Below are 17,151 nucleotides of genomic sequence, written 5' to 3'. Positions count from 1 at the left end.
GGACGGGGCCCGGCCGGCTCGGGGCTCACGCCTCCCGGACGCTCGCGGTCCCCCGTAGGTGGCGGGGCGCCTCGATCTCGTCGAGCAGCGCGATCGCGAAGTCCTGGTAGCTGATCCGGCTGGCCGGATCGCCGTGCGCGGCGAACTCGTAGCGGCCGGTGCGGACGCCGTCGTGGTCGAAGTCGCCCGCCGGTGCCACGTACGACCAGTCGAGGTCGCAGTGTCGCAGCTCGGTGAGGCCCGCCGCATGGCCGAGGAAGAACGGGCGGTACTCGTCCGGGTAGCCGGGCTCGTCCATCAGGGGCGTGCCGGACGGCCCGGGCAGGACCGGTGCGAGACCGACCACCACCAGGCGGCGTACGCCCGCCTCGGTAAGCCCGGCGGCCAGCGCGCGCGACGACGCGGGGAAGAAGTCCTGCGCTGGCACGGTCAGGTCCGCCGCCGCGCTGATCGCCGCGTCCTGCCCGGCGGCGGCCCGCGCCACGCTGCCCGGGTCGGTGACGTCGCCGGCCACCACCGGCGCGTCGATCGGGTCGCGGTGCCGGGCGGGGTCGCGTACCACCGCCGTGACCTGGTGGCCGCGCCGCCGCGCCTCGGCCACGGCCCGGCGTCCGGCGCGACCGCCGGCGCCGAAGATCACGATGTTCATGAGAAGACGCCTCTCACCAGGGCCGGAGCCCTGTGCCCGGCCGGTGCGCCGACGGTATCGACGGGCCTGGTTACCTCGGGGATACCGGCTATCGTGAGCGGCATGAGGCAACCGTTGCCCGCCGACATGTTCGACGAGCTGTGCCCGTCCTCGCTCAACCCGATCCGGTTCGGTGACAAGTGGGCGGCGCTCATCATCCGCTGCCTCGAAGGCGGGCCCCGGCGCTTCTCCGAGCTGCGGGTGCCGCTGCGCCGCGTCACACCGAAGGTGCTCACCGGCTCGCTGCGCGCCCTGGAACGGGACGGTCTGGTGACGCGCACCGTCCACGCCGGACGCGCCGTCGAGTACGAGCTGACGCCGGTGGGCCGCAGCATGCTCGAACCGATCGCGGTGGCGTGTGCCTGGACCGAGCGGCACTGGGACGAGCTGCTCGACGCACGCGAGTCGTACGACGCCGCGGCGCCCCCCGGCCGGCGGGTCCGGCCGGCGTGACGATTGCGGCTGTCGACCGGGCCGACTAGCGTCAGCGTTCGTGAACACCGGACCGGCCCGAGGCCATGCACGGATTGGTGATCCGGTGGAGGTCTGACCGCGCCGCGGGTGCGCCACGGGCACCCGCCAGGTCGGGCCCGCGGACCTCCCCGCCGCTCGCGCACCGATGGTTCCCATTCGTGTCGAGCACCGTGAGGTCAACCGCATGACCGTTTCGTTCAACCACACCATCGTCGCCGCCCGGGACCGCCACGCGTCGGCCCGGTTCTTCCGGGAGCTGCTGGAGCTGCCGGAGGCGCCGTCCTGGGGTCCGTTCACCAACGTGCAGCTTTCCGACGGCGTGCTGCTCCAGTTCGCCGAGCCGCCGGTGGAGATCCAGATGCAGCACTACGCGTTCCTGATCGACGACGACCTGTTCGATCGGGCGTACCGGCGGCTGTGCGACCAGGGCGTCGAGCACTGGGCCGATCCGCAGATGCGTCGACCCGGTGAGATCAACAACGAGCACGGCGGCCGGGGTGTCTACTTCAAGGACCCCGGGGGCCACGCCATCGAGCTGATCACCCGCCCGTACCTGTAGTTCGGACGGAAGTGCCGGCTGGGCGCCGAGACGGGCGTTCGGCCGGCACGTCAGCGCGTCGATTCAACGTATGCGGCCAGGTTGGCCAGCGAGGACGCGATGCCCTCCTCGTGCACCGCCTGGTCGATGCCGGGTGGCACGCCGGTCGCGGTGACGGTCACCTCGGTCGCGTCGCCGACCGGGGCCAGGTGCCAGGTCAGGGTCATGATCCCCGCGTACGCCGGGTCGTCGGCCTCGAACACGGCGGTCTGCACCACCCGCTCCGACCGGACCAGGTCGGCGAACCCGACGTCGACGACGTCCGTCGCGTCCGACGTCTTGCCCGGGCTGCCGGTGGGGTCGAGATAGGTGAGCGCCATCCGGAAGCCGCCACCGGGGCGGGGATCCCAGCGCTCGATCCGCCCGCGCATGCCGTCCGGCGGCAGCCACGCCTCCAGCGCGTCCCGGTGCAGAAGCGCGTCGTAGACCGTCGCCGGCGCCGCGGCGATCGTCCTGCGCGCCCGATCGATCCTGCTCACCACTCGATTCTAGGAGCCGGCCGAGTGGAGGATGGGCGGGTGAGATTTCCCCTCTCGACGCCGCCCGCCATCCCCGCCGGCACCCTCGCGTCCGGTCCGCAGCCGACGCTCGCCGTCGGCGACGACCTCGTCCTGCGGCCGTGGCAGGCGTCCGACGCGTCGACGTTCCTCGCCGCCTACCAGGATCCCGAGATCCGCCGCTGGCACACCCGCCGACCCGACTCCGAGGACCAGGTCCGCGAGTGGTTCGCGTACTACCGCCAGGCGTGGCGACAGGAGACGGCGGCGAGCTGGGCCATGACGCACGGCGGCGGTGAGCCGCTGGGGCGCATGGTGCTGGGCGCCGTGGACCTCGGCGACGGGGTGGCGGTGTGCGCGTACTGGGTGGCGCCGGCCGCCCGCGGCGCGGGCGTGGCCTCCCGGTCGTTGCGGGCGGTGAGCGACTGGGCGCTCGGCGCCGGCTTCCACCGTCTCGAACTCGACCACTCGACCCGCAACCAGGCGTCCTGCCGGGTCGCCGTCAAGGCCGGATTCCGGGCCGAGGGCACCAGGCGCAACGCCGCCGTGCACCCGGACGGACGACACGACATGCACCTGCACGCCCGCGTCCGCGGCGACCAGTGACCCACGCGCCGGGTCGGTCGTGCGCGGGACACCGTCAAGGAGCGGCCGTGTGTGATGATCGATGCCGGGATCACCGGCGGGAGGGCGTGTGAGCGAGCCACAGCGCGGCACCGCGCCACGGACGTCGTTCTGGCAGTCGATGGCGGGGATACTCACCGCCGTCGCCGGCCTGATCACCGCGCTCGTCGGCGTCGCGGCATTCGTCTACCAGGTCACCGGTGGCGGCTCCACCTCCGCTCCGGCGACGCGGTCGCCCACTCCGTCGGTTTCGCCCCGGGAGGCAGGCGCGGAGACGTCCCCACCGCAGGCCGCCACCCCGGAGAGTGCCGGGGACGGCCCCTTCGAACTGCTCTTCAACAACAACGGCGTCGATCTCGACGCCGACCCGCCCAGGGTGGCCACCGGGCCGGACCCCGAGATCGACATTTACGACGGGGGTGGCTCGATCCAGAGCTTTCCCATCTGGGCCGGCCTGGCCAGGTGGAGTCGCACCGGCTCACCGACCCGGGAGGACTGCGTCTCCCTGCTCAACGGCTTTGCGACGATCGACTCCACCTACCGCAAGGGCAGCCGATACTGCGTGCACACGCGGGAGGACGTCCACGTCGCGTTCGTCGAGTTCGTCGCACCGATCGAGGCCGGCTGGAAGATCCGGGTGACGGTCTGGCCGGGCACGGCGGACTGACCTCCGTGACTGGCCTCCCACGACGCGCGGGACTCGGTGGACGCGAATGAGAGAGTGACGGCGTGCGGGTGGGGATCCTTGGGCCGCTGGAGGTCCGCGACGGCGAACAGGCCGTCGCCGTCGCCGGTGCCCGGCTGCGGGCGCTGCTGATCCGTCTCGCCCTGGACCCGGGCCGTCCGGTGAGCGTGCCGGCGCTGGCCGAGGCGCTCTGGGCGGACGCGCCGCCCGCCGACACCGCGAACGCCGTGCAGACGCTGGTGTCCCGGCTGCGCCGCGCGGTGCCCGGGCTCGGGGTACGCAGCGGCCCGACCGGGTACCGGCTCGACCTGGCGCCGGACGACGTGGACGCGGAGCGGTTCGCGCGGCTGGCCCGCCAGGGGCGGGAGGCGCTGCGCGACGGCGACCCGCAGCGGGCGCTCGGGTCACTGCGGGACGCGCTGGCGCTGTGGCGCGGTCCCGCGCTGGCCGAGGTCGCCGACGCCTCGTACGCGGACGCCGCCGTGGCGCGCCTGACGGAGCTGCGGCTCACCGCCCAGGAGGACCGGATCGAGGCGGAGCTGCGGATCGGCCGGCCGGAGCTGCTGGTTGCCGAGCTGGACGAGCTGACCGCCGCGTACCCGCTGCGGGAGCGGCTGGCCGCGCTGCGCCTGCGGGCGTTGGCCGCCGCCGGTCGGCCGGCTGAGGCGCTGGCCGCGTACGAGCGGATCCGGCAGCGGCTCGCCGAGGAGCTGGGGGTGGACCCCTCGCCCGAGCTGCGGGCCGCGCACCTGGCGTTGTTGCGGGGCGAGGCGGCCCCGCCACCGGCACCCACCGGACGGCGGGGGAACCTGCGCGCCGCGCTCACCACGTTCGTCGGGCGGGACGACGACCTGCGTCGGCTCACCGGGCTGCTCGCCGGCAACCGGCTGGTCACGCTGCTCGGGCCGGGCGGCGCCGGCAAGACCCGGCTGGCGAGCGTGGCGGCCGGCCGGCTGGCGGACGGCGTACCGGGCGGGGCCTGGCTGGTCGAGCTGGCCCCGATCACCGACCCGGCGGACGTGCCACGCGCCGTGCTCGACGCGCTCGGTCGCCGGGATCGGACGCTGGAACCGGCCCGGACCCCGATCCGCGACACGCTCGGCCGGCTGGTCGACGCGCTCGCCGCCGACGAGACGCTGATCGTGCTGGACAACTGCGAGCACGTCGTCGAGGCCGCAGCCCGGCTCGCCGAGGAACTGCTCGGCCGCTGCCCGGGGCTGCGTGTGCTGGCCACGTCCCGCGAGCCGCTCGGCATCGTCGGCGAGGCGCTGGATCCCGTACCGCCGCTGCGCCTGCCGCCGGCGGACGTGTCGCCGGCCGACGCGGTCGCGTACCCCTCGGTGCAGTTGCTGCGTGACCGGGCCGGGGCCGTGCGGGCCGGGTTCACGGTGACCGACGACAACGTCGCCGACGTGGTGGAGATCTGCCGCCGCCTGGACGGCCTGCCGCTCGCCATCGAACTGGCCGCGGCGCGGCTGCGGACGCTGTCGCCGCGGCAGGTCACGGCCGGCCTGGACGACCGGTTCCGGCTGCTGACCGGCGGCAGCCGGACCGCGCTGCCCCGGCACCGGACGCTGCGCGCGGTGGTGGACTGGAGCTGGGGGTTGCTCACCGGCGACGAGCGCCGGCTCGCCGAGCGGCTCGCCGTGTTCCCGGCCTCGGTCACCGCCGACTCGGCGACCGGCGTCGCCGGCCCGGCCGCCGCCGCGCTGCTCGACGCGCTCGTCGACAAGTCGCTGCTCCAGGTGGTCGGCGACGGGCGGTTCCGGATGCTGGAGACCATCCGGGAGTACGGCCTGGAGCGGCTCGTCGCGGCCGGCGGCGCCGCCGAGGCGCGGGCCGCGCACGCCGCGTACTTCCGGGACCTGGTGGTGACCGCGGAGCCGCACCTGCGCACCGCCGGCCAGCTCCCCTGGCTGCGGCTGCTGGCGGCGGAACGGGAGAACATCGTCGGCGCGCTGCACTTCGCCTGCGACGCCGGGGACGCCGACACCGCGCTGCGGATCGGCGCCGGGCTGGCGCTGCCGCTGATCATCTGGGGTGACGACGGCGGGATCGGCGGCGACGTGCTGGCCCGCGCGCTCGCGCTGCCCGGCCCGGCGCCGGCGGCGGAGCGGGCCGTGGTGCTCGCCATCCGCATGATCACCGAGATGTTCCACAGCGCCCGTGAGCCCACGCCGGAGCGGATCGCGGAGCTGACCGACGCGGTCCGCGCGGCGCAGGGGACCGGGCACCCGCTGGTGGCGTTGCTCGAACCGGCCCTGTCGATGTTCACCGACGACACCGCCGCCGGGATCGCGGCGGTGGACCGCGCCCGCGGGCACCCCGACCCGTGGACCGACGGCACGCTGCTCACCATGCGCGGCCAGATCCGGGAGAACGACGGCGACGCCGAAGGGATGCTGCGCGACCTGACCGGGGCGGTCGCGGAGCTGCGGGTGGTCGGCGAACGGTGGAGCCTGTCGATGGTGCTGAGCCAGTACGCCGACGCGCTGACCAAGCGCGGTGACTTCCCGGCGGCCACGGCCGCGCTGGAGGAGTCGGCGCGGCTGGTCCGCGAACTGAACCCGAGCGCCGAGCCGGGCTTCCAGTTGATCTGGCTGGCGGCCATCCGGGCCCGGTCCGGGGACGTGGCCGGCGCCAAGGCGGAACTGCGCCGGTTCGTGGCCGAACGGGTGGCCGACCGGGAGGGCCGGGACGCCGCGTTCGCGCTGATGATGCTCGGCGACATCGCCCGGATCGAGGGTTCGCTCGACGAGGCGGCGGAGTGTTTCGCGGAGGCGATGCGCCGCCAGGACGAGGCACCACTCGTCGCGCCGCAGTTTCGTGGGCTGCTGTTGGCCGCGATGGCGAACCTCGCGCTCGCCCGGGGCGACGTGCCGGGTGCGCGTCGCTGCCTGTCCGAGGCCACCGCCCGAGGGCTCGCCGCCCGGGACATGCCGGTGGTCGCGATCATCGCGGTCGGCTGGGTGGCGGTCGCCGCGGCGGAGGGCCGGTACGAGCGGGCCGCCGAGCTGCTCGGCACGTCCGACTCGCTGCGCGGCTGGCCGGACCGGTCCAACCCGGACGCGCAGCGGCTCGCCGAGCGGCTGCGCGCCGAGCTGGGCGACGACGGGTACGCCGCCGCGTACGCCCGGGGGCACGGCCTGAGCCGGGCCGCCGCCCTGGCGTCCGTGAGCGGCGACCCGGTCCGGACGGCCTGAGCCGGCCGCCGCCCCGGCGTTCGCGAGCGGCGGCCCGATGCGGCCGGTCAGGCGCGGCGCCGGTAGGCCCGTACGGCCAGCGGCGCGCAGACCGCGATGATCGCCACGGTCCAGATCAGTGACCGGGTCACCGGCCCGGCGACCGGACCGCCGAGGATCAGGCCCCGCGCCGCGGTCATCACGTCGGCCACCGGGTTCACGCCGACCCACCACTGCAACCAGCCGGGCATCGTGTCGGTCGGCGCCATCATGTTGGTGCCGAACGTCAGCGGGAACATCACCAGGAACGCGGTCCCCTGCACCGCGCTCGGGCTGCGCATCAGCACGCCGAGCAGCACCCCGACCCAGCTCACCGCGAACGCGAACGCGATGGTCAGCAGGCACGCCGCCAGCGTGGACAGCGGATCGGTGCCGATCCGGAAGCCGATGGCGTAGCCGAACGTGAACAGCACCACGATCGAGACCACGAACCGCACCAGGTCGCCGACCACCGAGCCGACAAGCGGCGCGGACCGGGCGATGGGCAGGCTGCGGAACCTGTCGAAGACGCCCTTCTCGATGTCGGTGTTGAGGCTGACGCCGGTCGCGACGGACGCGAACAGCACGGTCTGCACCATGATCGCCGGGAGCAGGAACTCCAGGTACGCGTGCTGCGAGCCGGAGATCGCGCCGCCCAGCAGGTAGACGAAGATCAGCACGAAGACGATCGGTTGGAGCGTCACGTCGAGGAGCTGCTCCGGGGTGCGGAGCGTCTTGATCAGGCTGCGGCCGGCGAGCGCGAGGCTGTGCCGGACCAGCCCGAACGGGCGGGCGCCGGGCCGGGGCGCACGGGTCCGGGGCGGCGTCGCCGCCGGGTGCGTGGTCGTGGTCATGCCGCCACCTCCGTGGGCTGCTCGGCGCCGTGGCCGGTCAACGTGAAGAACACCTCGTCCAGGCTGGGCAGCCGTAGCGCCAGCTCGACCACCCCGATGCCGGCGTCGTCGAGCCGGCGCACCACAGCGGTGAACGCCGCGTCGCCCTCCACCGGCACGGTGAGCAGGCCGGGCCGGGGGAGTTCGGGTTCGGCGCCGGCGCCGGCGCGCAGGATGTCGGCGACCTCGCCGATCCGCTCCGGCTCGGTCGGCCGGACCACGATGGTCTGGCTGCCGGCGATGCGCTTCAGCTCGGCCGGCGTGCCGTGGGCGATCACCCGGCCGTGGTCGATCACCGAGATCTCGTCGGCCAGCGCGTCCGCCTCGTCCAGGTACTGCGTGGTGAGCAGCACCGTCGAGCCGTCGTCGACGAGCGAGCGGACCACCCCCCACATCTCCTCGCGCTTGGCCGGGTCCAGACCGGTCGTCGGCTCGTCCAGGTAGATCACCTCCGGCCGGCCGACCAGGCTCGCGGCCAGGTCCAGCCGGCGGCGCATGCCACCGGAGTACGTCTTCGCCGGCCGTCCGGCGGCGGCGGTCAGGTCGAACCAGGCGAGCAGTTCGGCCGCCCGCGCCCGGGCGTCGCGCCGGCTCAGGTCCAGCAGCCGGCCGATCAGCACCAGGTTCTGCGTACCGGTCAGGTCCTCGTCGACCGACGCGTACTGCCCGGTCAGGCCGATCAGCCGGCGGACCCGGGCGGCGTCGGCGACCACGTCGTGACCGCCGACGGTGGCCCGCCCGGAGTCCGGGCGCAGCAGGGTGGCGAGGATGCGTACCGCGGTGGTCTTGCCGGCGCCGTTCGGCCCCAGCACCCCCAGCACGGTCCCCCGTCGTGCGGCGAGGTCGATCCCGGCCAGCGCGGTCGTCGAACCGAACCGCTTGACCAGGCCCTCCGCCTCGAATGCGTAACTCATGGCACCGACCATGGCGGGCGCCGCTGGTAGCGCCCGCACACGACGCTGACACCGGTACGCACACCGCGCCGCCGACCGACAGGAGGTGCTCGCTCGCCTAGGATGGCGGCATGAGCGCTGAGGCTGTCGGCATGCACATGCCCGCCGTCGTGACGCTCGACGACGTGGCGACGATGAACGCCGCCGACCCGAACGGTCACCGCTACGAGACCAGCCCCGAGGGGGTCCTGTCGGTCATGCCGCCGCCCGACTCGGAGCACGCGATCATCGCGAGCCGCCTCTTCGCCTGGCTGATCATGGCCGGCTGGCCCGCCGAGCAGGTGCTCCAGGCGGTCGGCGTCCGGGTTCCCGGGCCGAACGGGGATGGCGGCCGAATTCCCGATCTGACGGTGTGGCGGAAGCCGCCTGGCCGTGGCGTCTGGTCACCCGTGACCGACCTCGTGCTGGCGGTGGAGATCGTCTCGCCCGGCTCCGAGGCGATGGATTCGGTGACCAAGGTGCGGGAGTACGCCTCGGCCGGCATCCCGCGCTACTGGGTGGTCGAACGGGACGGCCCGCAGACCGTCACGCTCCACGAGCTGACCGGCGACGGCCGGTACGCCGCACACGCCCGGATGCCGCTGGCCTGGCTGTTGCAGACCGCGCCCGCCGACCACCTGGACCGGTGAACGGCCGACCCGGATGGCGGTGGCGATGTGCGCCGCGAGGCCCGACTGGGCATACTCGCCGGATGTCCGATCAGTCCCGGCGCCCGGCGGCGTCGCCGATGCTGGCCGCGCTGCGCGACGGCACCCGCGACCACCACGCCGCCGTGGAACGGCGACTCGGCCTGCCCGACCGGATCCGCTCCCGAGGTGATCTGGCCGCCGCGCTGGTCGGGCTGCTCGCGGCCTGGTCACCGTTGGAGCGGGACCTCGCCGCCGCCGACTGGTCCGGGCTCCCGCTCGACCCCCGGCTGGGCGGGGCCACCGCGTTGCTCCGCGCCGACCTGGCTGCCCTCGGTGTCGCGCCCGACCGGCCGGTCGCCGGCTCGTCGGGCCTCCGCTTCGACACCCTCGCCCGGGCGGTCGGCGGCCGGTACGTCCTGCTCGGCAGCGCCCTGGGTGGCAGCGTCATCGCGCCGGAGGTGGAGCGCCGGCTGGGGCTGGCCGAGGGGGAGGCGACCCGGTTCTTCCGCCGCAGCGGGGGCTCGCCGGGGCGCGACTGGCGGGACTTCCGGCGCGCGCTGGCCGGGCGGGAGTGGTCGGAAGCGGAGTTGCGGGACGCCGCCGAGGCGGCCCGGCGGACCTTCGCCGTCGTGGGCGACGCCGCTCGCGTGGCCTGAGGTTCAGGGGCGGTCCAGGCGTTCGGCGTACGCGTCGCGCAGCGCCGCCCAGTCGAATTCCTTCGCCTCCGCCCCACGGATCGGGCCGACCGGGTCGCCGTCGAGCAGGTGCCCGGCGACGTCCAGGCAGAGGTGCCAGCCGGCAGCCACCATCGGGGCCAGGTCGGGCCGGTCGATCCGGTGCCGCAGCGTGAGCGTGGTGCCGGTGTCGGTCGGGGTCAGTTCCCAGCGGAGCAGGGCGGTGCCCCAGGTGTACTCCAGCACGCGCGGGCGGTCCGCGCGCAGGATCGTGGCCGGTGCCGGGTGCGCCCGGTCGCCGTCGACCGTGCGGAGTGTGGTCTCGCCGGGGCTGCCCAGGTCGCGGTCGGCCAGGAACGGGGCCCACTCGGCGAGCTGTGCCGGGTCGGTCAGCGCGGTCCAGACCCGCTCGGGCGGGTGCCGCAGGCCGCGGACGAGGACCAGGTCCCACCGGTCGTCGACCGGAACCCGGTCGACGTCGGCGAGCGGGCCGGGGCGGAAACTGTCACGCTGCATCGTCACTCCTGACGGTCGAGATGGCGCTCCAGGGCGTCGAGGTGTTCGGTCCACATCAGCCGGTACGGCCCGAGCCAGTCGTCCACCGCCCGCAGCGGCCCGGTGTCGACCCGGTAGATCCGCCGTTGGGCCGCGCTGCGGCAGGTGACCAGGCCCGCCTCGCGCAGCACCCGGAGGTGTTTGGACACGGTCGGCTGGCTCATGCCCAGCGCGTCCACCAGGTCGCCGACGCTGCTCTCCGCCCGGCGCAGCCGGTCGAGGATGCGGCGGCGGGCGGGCTCGGCCAGTACGGCGAAGGTGTCCACGGGCACCCACCCAATATGCCACACGGGTTATATGTCTGTGTGGGCATAGAGAGTGTCCCTATGCTCGGGGCATGGAACTGCGGATCTTCACCGAACCCCAGCAGGGGGCCAGCTACGACCAGTTGCTCGCCGTGGCGCGCCGCGCGGAGGAGACCGGCTTCGCCGCGTTCTTCCGCTCCGACCACTACCTGAAAATGGGCTCGGTGAGCGGCGATCCCGGACCGACCGACGCCTGGACCACGCTCGCCGGCCTGGCCCGGGACACCACCCGGATCCGGCTCGGCACGCTGATGAGCGCCGCCACGTTCCGGCTGCCCGGGCCGCTCGCCATCACCGTGGCGCAGGTCGACCAGATGAGCGGCGGCCGGGTCGAGCTGGGCATCGGCGCCGGCTGGTACGCCGAGGAGCACGCCGCGTACGGCATCCCGTTCCCGCCGGTGGGCGAGCGGTTCGACCGACTGGAGGAGCAACTCGCGGTCATCACCGGACTCTGGTCCACCCCGGCCGGTGCCACGTTCGACTTCCCCGGCACGTACTACCCGGTCACCGACTCGCCGGCGCTGCCCAAGCCGGTGCAGCGGCCCCGCCCACCGGTCCTGCTCGGCGGTCGCGGCCCGAAGCGCACGCCCGGCCTGGCCGCCCGGTACGCCGACGAGTTCAACATGCCGTTCGCCTCGGTCGACGACACGACGACCCAGTTCCGGCGGGTGCGGGACGCCTGCGCCGAGATCGACCGGGACCCGGCCACGATGACCTGGTCCAACGCGCTGGTGCTCTGCTGCGGCCGGAACGACGCCGAGGTGGCCCGGCGCGCCGAGGCGATCGGCCGGGAGCCCGCCGAACTGCGCGCGAACGGCGCCGCCGGCACGCCCGCCGAGGTGGTCGACACGCTCGGCCGGTACGCCGAGGCGGGCAGCAGCCGGATCTACCTCCAGGTGCTCGACCTGACCGACCTGGACCACCTGGAACTGGTCGCCGCCGAGGTGATGCCGCAGCTCTGAGCGCGGACCCGCGACCAGGGCCGGGGGCGGTCAGCCCGCCGTCGCCCGCCGGATCGTGTCGAGTCGGCCGTCGCGGTCGCTGTCCAGGTACGTCAGGTCCGGGACACCGTCGCCGTCCAGGTCGACCTGCACCACGTCGGCCACGCCGTCGCCGTCCAGGTCGGTGACCACCTCGACGGAGCCGTCCAGATGCCGGGTCACGATCGACCGGCCCGGCCCCTCGCGTGGCGGCGGCCCCGGGTGGGGCACCGGGTCGGGCTCGGGTTCCGGCGTCGGCGCCGGCGCGGTCAGGTCCGCACCGGCCCCGGCCAGGTCGGGGCCGACGCCGGTCGGGTCGATCTCCTCCTCCGACGGGTACACGTCGCCGCGGAGGCTCGGGTCGCGGTAGCTGCTCATCCGTCCAGGATTCCCGCTGCGACCCCGAAGCAACCCTGCCCGCGCCGGATGGCGGATGATGCAGCGCATGACCGACACCAACTGGGCCGGCAACGTCCGCTGGTCGGCCCGGACCCGGCACCGGCCGACCTCCCTCGACGAACTGCGCCGGCTGGTCGCCGGGGCGGACCGGGTCCGGGCCGTCGGCACCGGCCACTCGTTCAACCGGCTCGGCGACACCACGGGCGTCCAGGTCGCGCTGGACGGGTTGCCGCCCACCGTCGCGCTCGACCCCGACCGCGGCACGGTCACGGTCGCCGCCGGCCTGCGCCACGGCGACCTGGCCACCACACTGCACGCCCAGGGGTACGCGCTGGCGAACCTCGCCTCGCTGCCGCACATCTCGGTGGCCGGCTCGGTCGCCACCGCCACCCACGGCTCCGGCGTCGCCAACCGCAACCTGGCCGCCGCCGTCGCCGCGCTGGAACTGGTCACCGCCGACGGTGACCTGCTCACCGTCGACCGGACCGACAGCCGGTTCGCCGGCCTGGTGGTCAACCTCGGCGCGCTGGGCGTGGTCACCCGGCTCACGCTCGACATGGTCCCCACGTTCACGGTCCGGCAGTACGTCCGGCTCGGCCTGCCCCGCGCCGCGCTCGACGAGGCGCTGGACGCCGCGTACAGCGTCAGCGTCTTCACCGGCTGGCGGTCGGCGCGCTTCGACCAGGTGTGGGTCAAGCAGCGTGCCGACCAGGCGCCGCCGCCGGCCGACTGGCTGGACACCGAGGCGGCCGAGACGCCGCAGCACCCGGTGCCGGGCATGTCACCCGAGCACTGCACCGCCCAGTTCGGCGAGCCCGGGCCGTGGCACGAGCGGCTGCCGCACTTCCGGCTCGGCTTCACCCCGAGCAGCGGCGACGAGTTGCAGTCCGAGTGGCACGTGGCCCGCGCCGACGCGGCGGCGGCGCTCGCCGCGCTCGACCCGGTCGCCGAGCGGATCGCCGCCGTGCTCCAGATCTGCGAGCTGCGTACGGTGGCCGCCGACGAGCTGTGGCTGAGCCCGAACTTCCGCCGGGACACGCTGGCGCTGCACTTCACCTGGATCGGCGACCCGGAGGCGGTCGCGCCGGTGCTGGCCGAGGTGGAGCAGCGGCTCGCCCCGTTCGCGCCGCGCCCGCACTGGGGCAAGCTGTTCGACCGGGACCCGGCCGCCGCGTACCCCCGGCACGCCGACTTCGTCGCGCTGCTGCGCGAGTTCGACCCGGCCGGGAAGTTCCGCACCGCGGAGCTGGACCGCTACTTCCCCCGCGACTGACGGCCCACGGCGCGCGGTCAGCGACCGGTGGAGGTCTGCTGGCGCAGGCTGCCGCGCTGCACCGCGCGGCTGATGTCGCTGGGCGAGACGATCCCGACCAACTGGTCGTCGATCACCACCAGCGCCCGGCCGTCGGTGCACTCGTTGAGCCGGGGGAGCAGGTCGGTGAGCTGTTCCTCCGGGCGGGCGAGCACCAGCTCGTCGGCCCGGCAGGACACCTCGGCCAGCGTGGTGGAGGCGCGGCGGTCCGGCGCGGTACCGCGTACCCGGTCGAGGGTGACCAGACCGACCGGCCGACCGTCGGCGGTCAGCGGCAGCGCCGAGTGCCGGTACGCGAACAGATAGTGGTCGACGAAGTCGGCCACGGTCAGGTCGCCGGACGCGGTCTGCGGCTGCGGCGTCATGACGTCGCCGACCCGGACGCCGCGCAGCGCGTCGCCGACGCGCGCCTGCCGCTCCTCCTGCCCGGCCGCGCCGATCAGGAACCAACCGATCAGCGCCAGCCAGAGTCCGCCGAACCCGGCGCCGCTGAGGAACCGCCACAGCCCGAGCCCGATCAGCACGATGCCCAGCACCCGGCCGGCGCCGGCGGCCACCACCGAGGCCCGGGTCCGGTCGCCGGTGGCCTTCCACACCGCCGCCCGCAGCAACCGGCCACCGTCCAGCGGCGCGGCCGGCAGCACGTTGAAGAGCGCCAGCAGCACGTTGATGCCGGCCAGCCAGGAGAGCGCGCCGAGCAGCAGACCGTGCCCGCCGGCCACCGCGACGGCCACCGCGATCGCGCCGAACACCACACCGATGATCAGGCTGACCAGCGGTCCGACGCCGGCGATCCGCAGCTCGGCGCCGGGATCCCTCGCCTCGCCCTTCAGCTCGGCGACGCCGCCGAAGAGCCAGAGCGTGATGCCCTCGACCTCGATGCCGTTGCGCTTGGCCACCACCGCGTGCGACACCTCGTGGGCGAGCAGCCCGAGGAAGAAGACCACCGCGGCGGCCAGGCCGGCCGCGACGTAGGCGATCGTGGAGTGGCCGGGGTACGAGCGCGGGAACAGGCTGGCCGACAGCGTCCAGGCGATCAGCACGAAGATGACCAGGACACTCCAGTTGACGCCGACGGGTACGCCCGCGACCCGGCCGAGCCGGAAACTCGCCCTCATCGCTCCGTCATACCCGCCCCACCCGCGCCCACACCAGTCCCGAACGGCCCAGCGCGCCGCGCTCGCCACGAGGTAGGCACCCACGATGCCGGGAGCATGACGCGGCGGATCACGATCAGCCTGCCCGACGACGTCGCCGATTACGTCGAGCGCTCAGCCGCCAGGATGTCTGGCTTCATCGCGGACGCCCTGCGACGGAAGATGCGGGCGGACGGGCTGCGGGCCCGGTGGGCCGAGCGCGGTTACCGGGTGACCGACGAGGACGTCGAACGTGCGGGTCCCGCACGAAGGTGCCGTGGTAGTCGTCGTGGTATTCGGGATGCACGGCGGGCGTCAGCAGTGACGTGGCACCGGCGTCGAGCGCGGCCCGGTAAAGGTGGCGACATCCTCGCGGGTGTCGACGGTGAGGGCCAGGTGCATGTTCGTGCCGACCGTGCCGCCGTCGATCAGCCAGAAGTAGGGCTTCACCCCGGCCAGTCCGAAGCCGGTCATGGCCGTCGGCTGGTTCGGGGTGGCGTTCGGCGGGATCTGGAGCATCTTGGTGATCCCCGGTGACCGCTACCCGGCCCGGTTGCGTCGGGGCGCCTCACTGACCACGGTCGGGGAGAACTCGTTGGCCGCCTCGACCGCCCACTCCAGCGCGTGGTCGGCCTCCTCCTCCCAGCCCGGCTCGCCGCCGACGAAGTGCGACCGGCCGGGGAACTCCCGGTAGCCGGTGATCGCGGTGGAACCGCGGTAGAGGTTGGCGAGACTGCTGGCCAGCGACGGCGGGATCACATGGTCCTCGCCACCGGCGGTGATCAGCAGCGGTGCCCGGTCGCTGCGCTTCTTGTCGATCTCGGTGGCCGAGTCCGGGTCCAGGTTGGCGAACGAGCCCTCGAACAGCACGTGCCCGGCGCCGGGTACGGCGTACCGCTGCCAGGCGGCGTCGGACTCCGCCCGGGTGAGCGTGTTGCCGAAGGCGTACCGGAAGTCCTCGGCGGTGAACGGGACCGCGCGGTGCCGGTTGGCCGGGTTGTGCAGGATGGAGAACCCGGAGCGCAACGTGCTCAGCGGCAGCTTGAGCACGCCCTTGACCGGCGCGGGGTGCACGCCGACGACGGCGGCGCCGAGCCGGCGGTCCAGCAGCAGTTGGGCGATCAGACCGCCGAACGAGTGCCCCATGATGATCGGCGGCCGGGGCAGCTCCCGGATGATCGTCGCGTAGTGGTCGACGATGGTGGCGATCCGCTGGCCGGCGATCGGCGTGGGGTCGGCCCGCAGGTCTTCGACCTCACGGTCCATGCCGGGCCAGGCCGGGGTGAGCACCCGGAAGCCGCGCGCCGTGTAGCGGTCGGCCCAGCGCTCCCAGCTCCGCGACGTCATCCAGAGCCCGTGGATGAGCACGATCGTGTCGACGCGTCCGGTAGGTACCCCCATGCCGCGGCTTACCCAACCCGCCCGCCCTCACTCCCACCCGGCGCCCCCGGGCCGGCCAGCCCACATCGATCTTGGAGTTGTGGCACCTCCGATAACGGCACTAAACCGACATTCTCTGGCGCCGCAACTCCAAGATCGCGGTAAGTGGACGAGGCTGCGGCTGCCTGACAAATGTCACGGGCGGAAGGTGACGCCTGTTCCCGGGACCCGGACGTCGCGGGCCGGAGCATCGTTGGCATGACCGACACCGCACCGGCCGTGGAACTGGCCGGACTCACCAAGACCTACGGCCCGGTGACCGCCGTGGACGGGCTCAGCCTGCGGATCACCCCCGGTGAGGTGGTGGCCTTCCTCGGCCCCAACGGCGCCGGCAAGACCACCACCGTGGACATGCTGCTCGGGCTGGCCCGACCGGACGCCGGCACGGTCCGGCTCTTTGGCGGCAGCCCGACCGACGCCGTCCGGCACGGCCGGGTCGCCGCCGTGATGCAGACCGGCGGGCTGCTCAAGGACCTCACCGTCACCGAGACGGTACGGATGACCGCGCACTTCTACGGCCACACCCGGCCGGTGGCCGAGGTGCTGGAGCGCGCCGGCATCGCCGAGATCGCCGACCGGCCGGTCGGCAAGTGCTCCGGCGGCCAGCAGCAGCGGCTGCGGTTCGCCCTGGCGTTGCTGCCCGACCCGGACCTGATGGTGCTGGACGAGCCGACCACCGGCATGGACGTCGAGGGGCGGCGCGACTTCTGGCAGGCGATCCGGGCCGACGCCCGCTCCGGCCGGACCGTCCTGTTCGCCACCCACTACCTGGACGAGGCCGACGCGTACGCGGACCGGATCGTGCTGGTCCGGTCCGGCCGGGTGGTCGCCGACGGCACCACCGCCGAGATCAAGAACCTGGCCGCCGGCCGGGTGGTCCGGGCCACGCTGCCCGGCGCCGACCAGGCCGCGCTCGCCGCGCTGCCCGGCGTCCGCTCCGTCGAGGTACGCGGCGACGCGATCCTCGTGCACAGCGAGGACTCCGACGTCGTCGCCCGGCACCTGCTGACCCGCACCGACGCCCGGGACCTGGAGATCACCTCACGCAACCTCGAGGACGCGTTCCTCGCCCTGACCGCCGCCTGACC

20 protein-coding genes are annotated in these 17,151 nt (G+C 74.2%); 10 read left to right on the top strand and 10 right to left on the bottom strand.

The annotated features are described in order from the left end of the window. Positions 1-25: 25 nt before the first annotated feature. The gene (locus tag AB0B02_RS15890; protein WP_357300799.1) at positions 26-649 is read right to left on the bottom strand and encodes an NAD(P)H-binding protein; all 624 of its coding nucleotides are present in this window, start codon (positions 647-649) and stop codon (positions 26-28) included. 102 nt (positions 650-751) lie between these two features. On the opposite strand from AB0B02_RS15890, the gene AB0B02_RS15885 reads away from it, so the two are divergent. Then, positions 752-1,141 carry a helix-turn-helix domain-containing protein gene (locus AB0B02_RS15885; RefSeq protein ID WP_357300797.1) on the top strand — a complete coding sequence of 130 codons (390 nt, stop codon included), beginning with the start codon at positions 752-754 and terminating at the stop codon, positions 1,139-1,141. 205 nt (positions 1,142-1,346) lie between these two features. Continuing rightward, entirely contained in the window at positions 1,347-1,721 is a 375-nt protein-coding gene (locus AB0B02_RS15880; RefSeq protein WP_343445688.1) for a VOC family protein, read from the top strand. Positions 1,722-1,771: 50 nt separating this feature from the next. On the opposite strand, the gene AB0B02_RS15875 is transcribed toward AB0B02_RS15880, so the two are convergent. Further along, positions 1,772-2,239 (bottom strand): SRPBCC family protein, encoded by a 468-nt coding sequence (locus AB0B02_RS15875; RefSeq protein ID WP_357300794.1) that lies wholly within the window; start codon positions 2,237-2,239, stop codon positions 1,772-1,774. Positions 2,240-2,278: 39 nt separating this feature from the next. Here AB0B02_RS15875 and AB0B02_RS15870 point away from each other — a divergent pair, with 39 nt between their 5' ends. From AB0B02_RS15870 to AB0B02_RS15860, 3 genes are all read left to right on the top strand, one after another. Beyond that, positions 2,279-2,863, top strand: coding sequence for a GNAT family N-acetyltransferase (locus tag AB0B02_RS15870; RefSeq protein ID WP_357300792.1), 585 nt, complete (start codon positions 2,279-2,281; stop codon positions 2,861-2,863). 88 nt (positions 2,864-2,951) lie between these two features. Further along, a complete protein-coding gene (locus AB0B02_RS15865) occupies positions 2,952-3,548 on the top strand; it encodes a hypothetical protein (RefSeq protein WP_357300790.1) in 597 nt (198 codons plus the stop codon). Positions 3,549-3,610: 62 nt separating this feature from the next. Next, positions 3,611-6,769 (top strand): BTAD domain-containing putative transcriptional regulator, encoded by a 3,159-nt coding sequence (locus AB0B02_RS15860; RefSeq protein ID WP_357300788.1) that lies wholly within the window; start codon positions 3,611-3,613, stop codon positions 6,767-6,769. A 47-nt stretch (positions 6,770-6,816) separates the two neighbouring features. Here AB0B02_RS15860 and AB0B02_RS15855 read toward each other — a convergent pair whose 3' ends face one another. Next, positions 6,817-7,641, bottom strand: a complete 825-nt coding sequence (locus AB0B02_RS15855; RefSeq protein WP_357300786.1) for an ABC transporter permease — start codon at positions 7,639-7,641, stop codon at positions 6,817-6,819. Next, positions 7,638-8,594 carry an ATP-binding cassette domain-containing protein gene (locus AB0B02_RS15850; protein WP_281937056.1) on the bottom strand — a complete coding sequence of 319 codons (957 nt, stop codon included), beginning with the start codon at positions 8,592-8,594 and terminating at the stop codon, positions 7,638-7,640. The genes AB0B02_RS15855 and AB0B02_RS15850 overlap by 4 nt, the downstream gene beginning before the upstream one ends. Before the next feature lie 110 nt (positions 8,595-8,704). Between AB0B02_RS15850 and AB0B02_RS15845 the strand changes: the two genes are divergently transcribed. Continuing rightward, positions 8,705-9,262: a Uma2 family endonuclease gene (locus tag AB0B02_RS15845; RefSeq protein WP_357300784.1), complete on the top strand. Its 558-nt coding sequence runs from the start codon at positions 8,705-8,707 to the stop codon at positions 9,260-9,262. 62 nt (positions 9,263-9,324) lie between these two features. Then, positions 9,325-9,918 (top strand): biliverdin-producing heme oxygenase, encoded by a 594-nt coding sequence (locus tag AB0B02_RS15840; RefSeq protein ID WP_281937055.1) that lies wholly within the window; start codon positions 9,325-9,327, stop codon positions 9,916-9,918. A 3-nt stretch (positions 9,919-9,921) separates the two neighbouring features. Here the strand turns inward: AB0B02_RS15840 and AB0B02_RS15835 are convergent, their stop codons facing one another. Both AB0B02_RS15835 and AB0B02_RS15830 read right to left on the bottom strand, forming a co-directional pair. Next, positions 9,922-10,452: an SRPBCC domain-containing protein gene (locus tag AB0B02_RS15835; RefSeq protein ID WP_357300781.1), complete on the bottom strand. Its 531-nt coding sequence runs from the start codon at positions 10,450-10,452 to the stop codon at positions 9,922-9,924. Between the two features lie 2 nt (positions 10,453-10,454). Next, a complete protein-coding gene (locus AB0B02_RS15830) occupies positions 10,455-10,763 on the bottom strand; it encodes a metalloregulator ArsR/SmtB family transcription factor (RefSeq protein WP_281937052.1) in 309 nt (102 codons plus the stop codon). A 65-nt stretch (positions 10,764-10,828) separates the two neighbouring features. Between AB0B02_RS15830 and AB0B02_RS15825 the strand changes: the two genes are divergently transcribed. Then, the gene (locus AB0B02_RS15825; RefSeq protein ID WP_357300778.1) at positions 10,829-11,758 is read left to right on the top strand and encodes an LLM class F420-dependent oxidoreductase; all 930 of its coding nucleotides are present in this window, start codon (positions 10,829-10,831) and stop codon (positions 11,756-11,758) included. Between the two features lie 30 nt (positions 11,759-11,788). On the opposite strand, the gene AB0B02_RS15820 is transcribed toward AB0B02_RS15825, so the two are convergent. Continuing rightward, a complete protein-coding gene (locus AB0B02_RS15820) occupies positions 11,789-12,154 on the bottom strand; it encodes a hypothetical protein (protein WP_357300776.1) in 366 nt (121 codons plus the stop codon). A gap of 67 nt (positions 12,155-12,221) precedes the next feature. On the opposite strand from AB0B02_RS15820, the gene AB0B02_RS15815 reads away from it, so the two are divergent. Continuing rightward, positions 12,222-13,448 carry an FAD-binding protein gene (locus AB0B02_RS15815; RefSeq protein ID WP_357300774.1) on the top strand — a complete coding sequence of 409 codons (1,227 nt, stop codon included), beginning with the start codon at positions 12,222-12,224 and terminating at the stop codon, positions 13,446-13,448. A 17-nt stretch (positions 13,449-13,465) separates the two neighbouring features. Here AB0B02_RS15815 and AB0B02_RS15810 read toward each other — a convergent pair whose 3' ends face one another. The 3 genes from AB0B02_RS15810 to AB0B02_RS15800 form a co-directional block, all read right to left on the bottom strand. After that, positions 13,466-14,605, bottom strand: coding sequence for a site-2 protease family protein (locus AB0B02_RS15810; protein WP_107155793.1), 1,140 nt, complete (start codon positions 14,603-14,605; stop codon positions 13,466-13,468). Positions 14,606-14,938: 333 nt separating this feature from the next. Further along, positions 14,939-15,142, bottom strand: coding sequence for a hypothetical protein (locus AB0B02_RS15805; RefSeq protein ID WP_357300772.1), 204 nt, complete (start codon positions 15,140-15,142; stop codon positions 14,939-14,941). Positions 15,143-15,163: 21 nt separating this feature from the next. After that, complete coding sequence (locus AB0B02_RS15800) at positions 15,164-16,024, bottom strand: alpha/beta fold hydrolase (protein ID WP_357300770.1); 861 nt, start codon at positions 16,022-16,024, stop codon at positions 15,164-15,166. Between the two features lie 237 nt (positions 16,025-16,261). Between AB0B02_RS15800 and AB0B02_RS15795 the strand changes: the two genes are divergently transcribed. Next, complete coding sequence (locus AB0B02_RS15795) at positions 16,262-17,149, top strand: ABC transporter ATP-binding protein (protein ID WP_281937043.1); 888 nt, start codon at positions 16,262-16,264, stop codon at positions 17,147-17,149. The last annotated feature ends 2 nt before the right edge of the window (positions 17,150-17,151 follow it).

The sequence above is a fragment of the Micromonospora sp. NPDC049240 genome (assembly GCF_040647835.1).
Lineage (GTDB): Bacteria > Actinomycetota > Actinomycetes > Mycobacteriales > Micromonosporaceae > Micromonospora.
The sequence above is the reverse complement of the archived record's forward strand: the minus strand, read 5'-3'. Positions and strand labels throughout refer to the sequence as shown.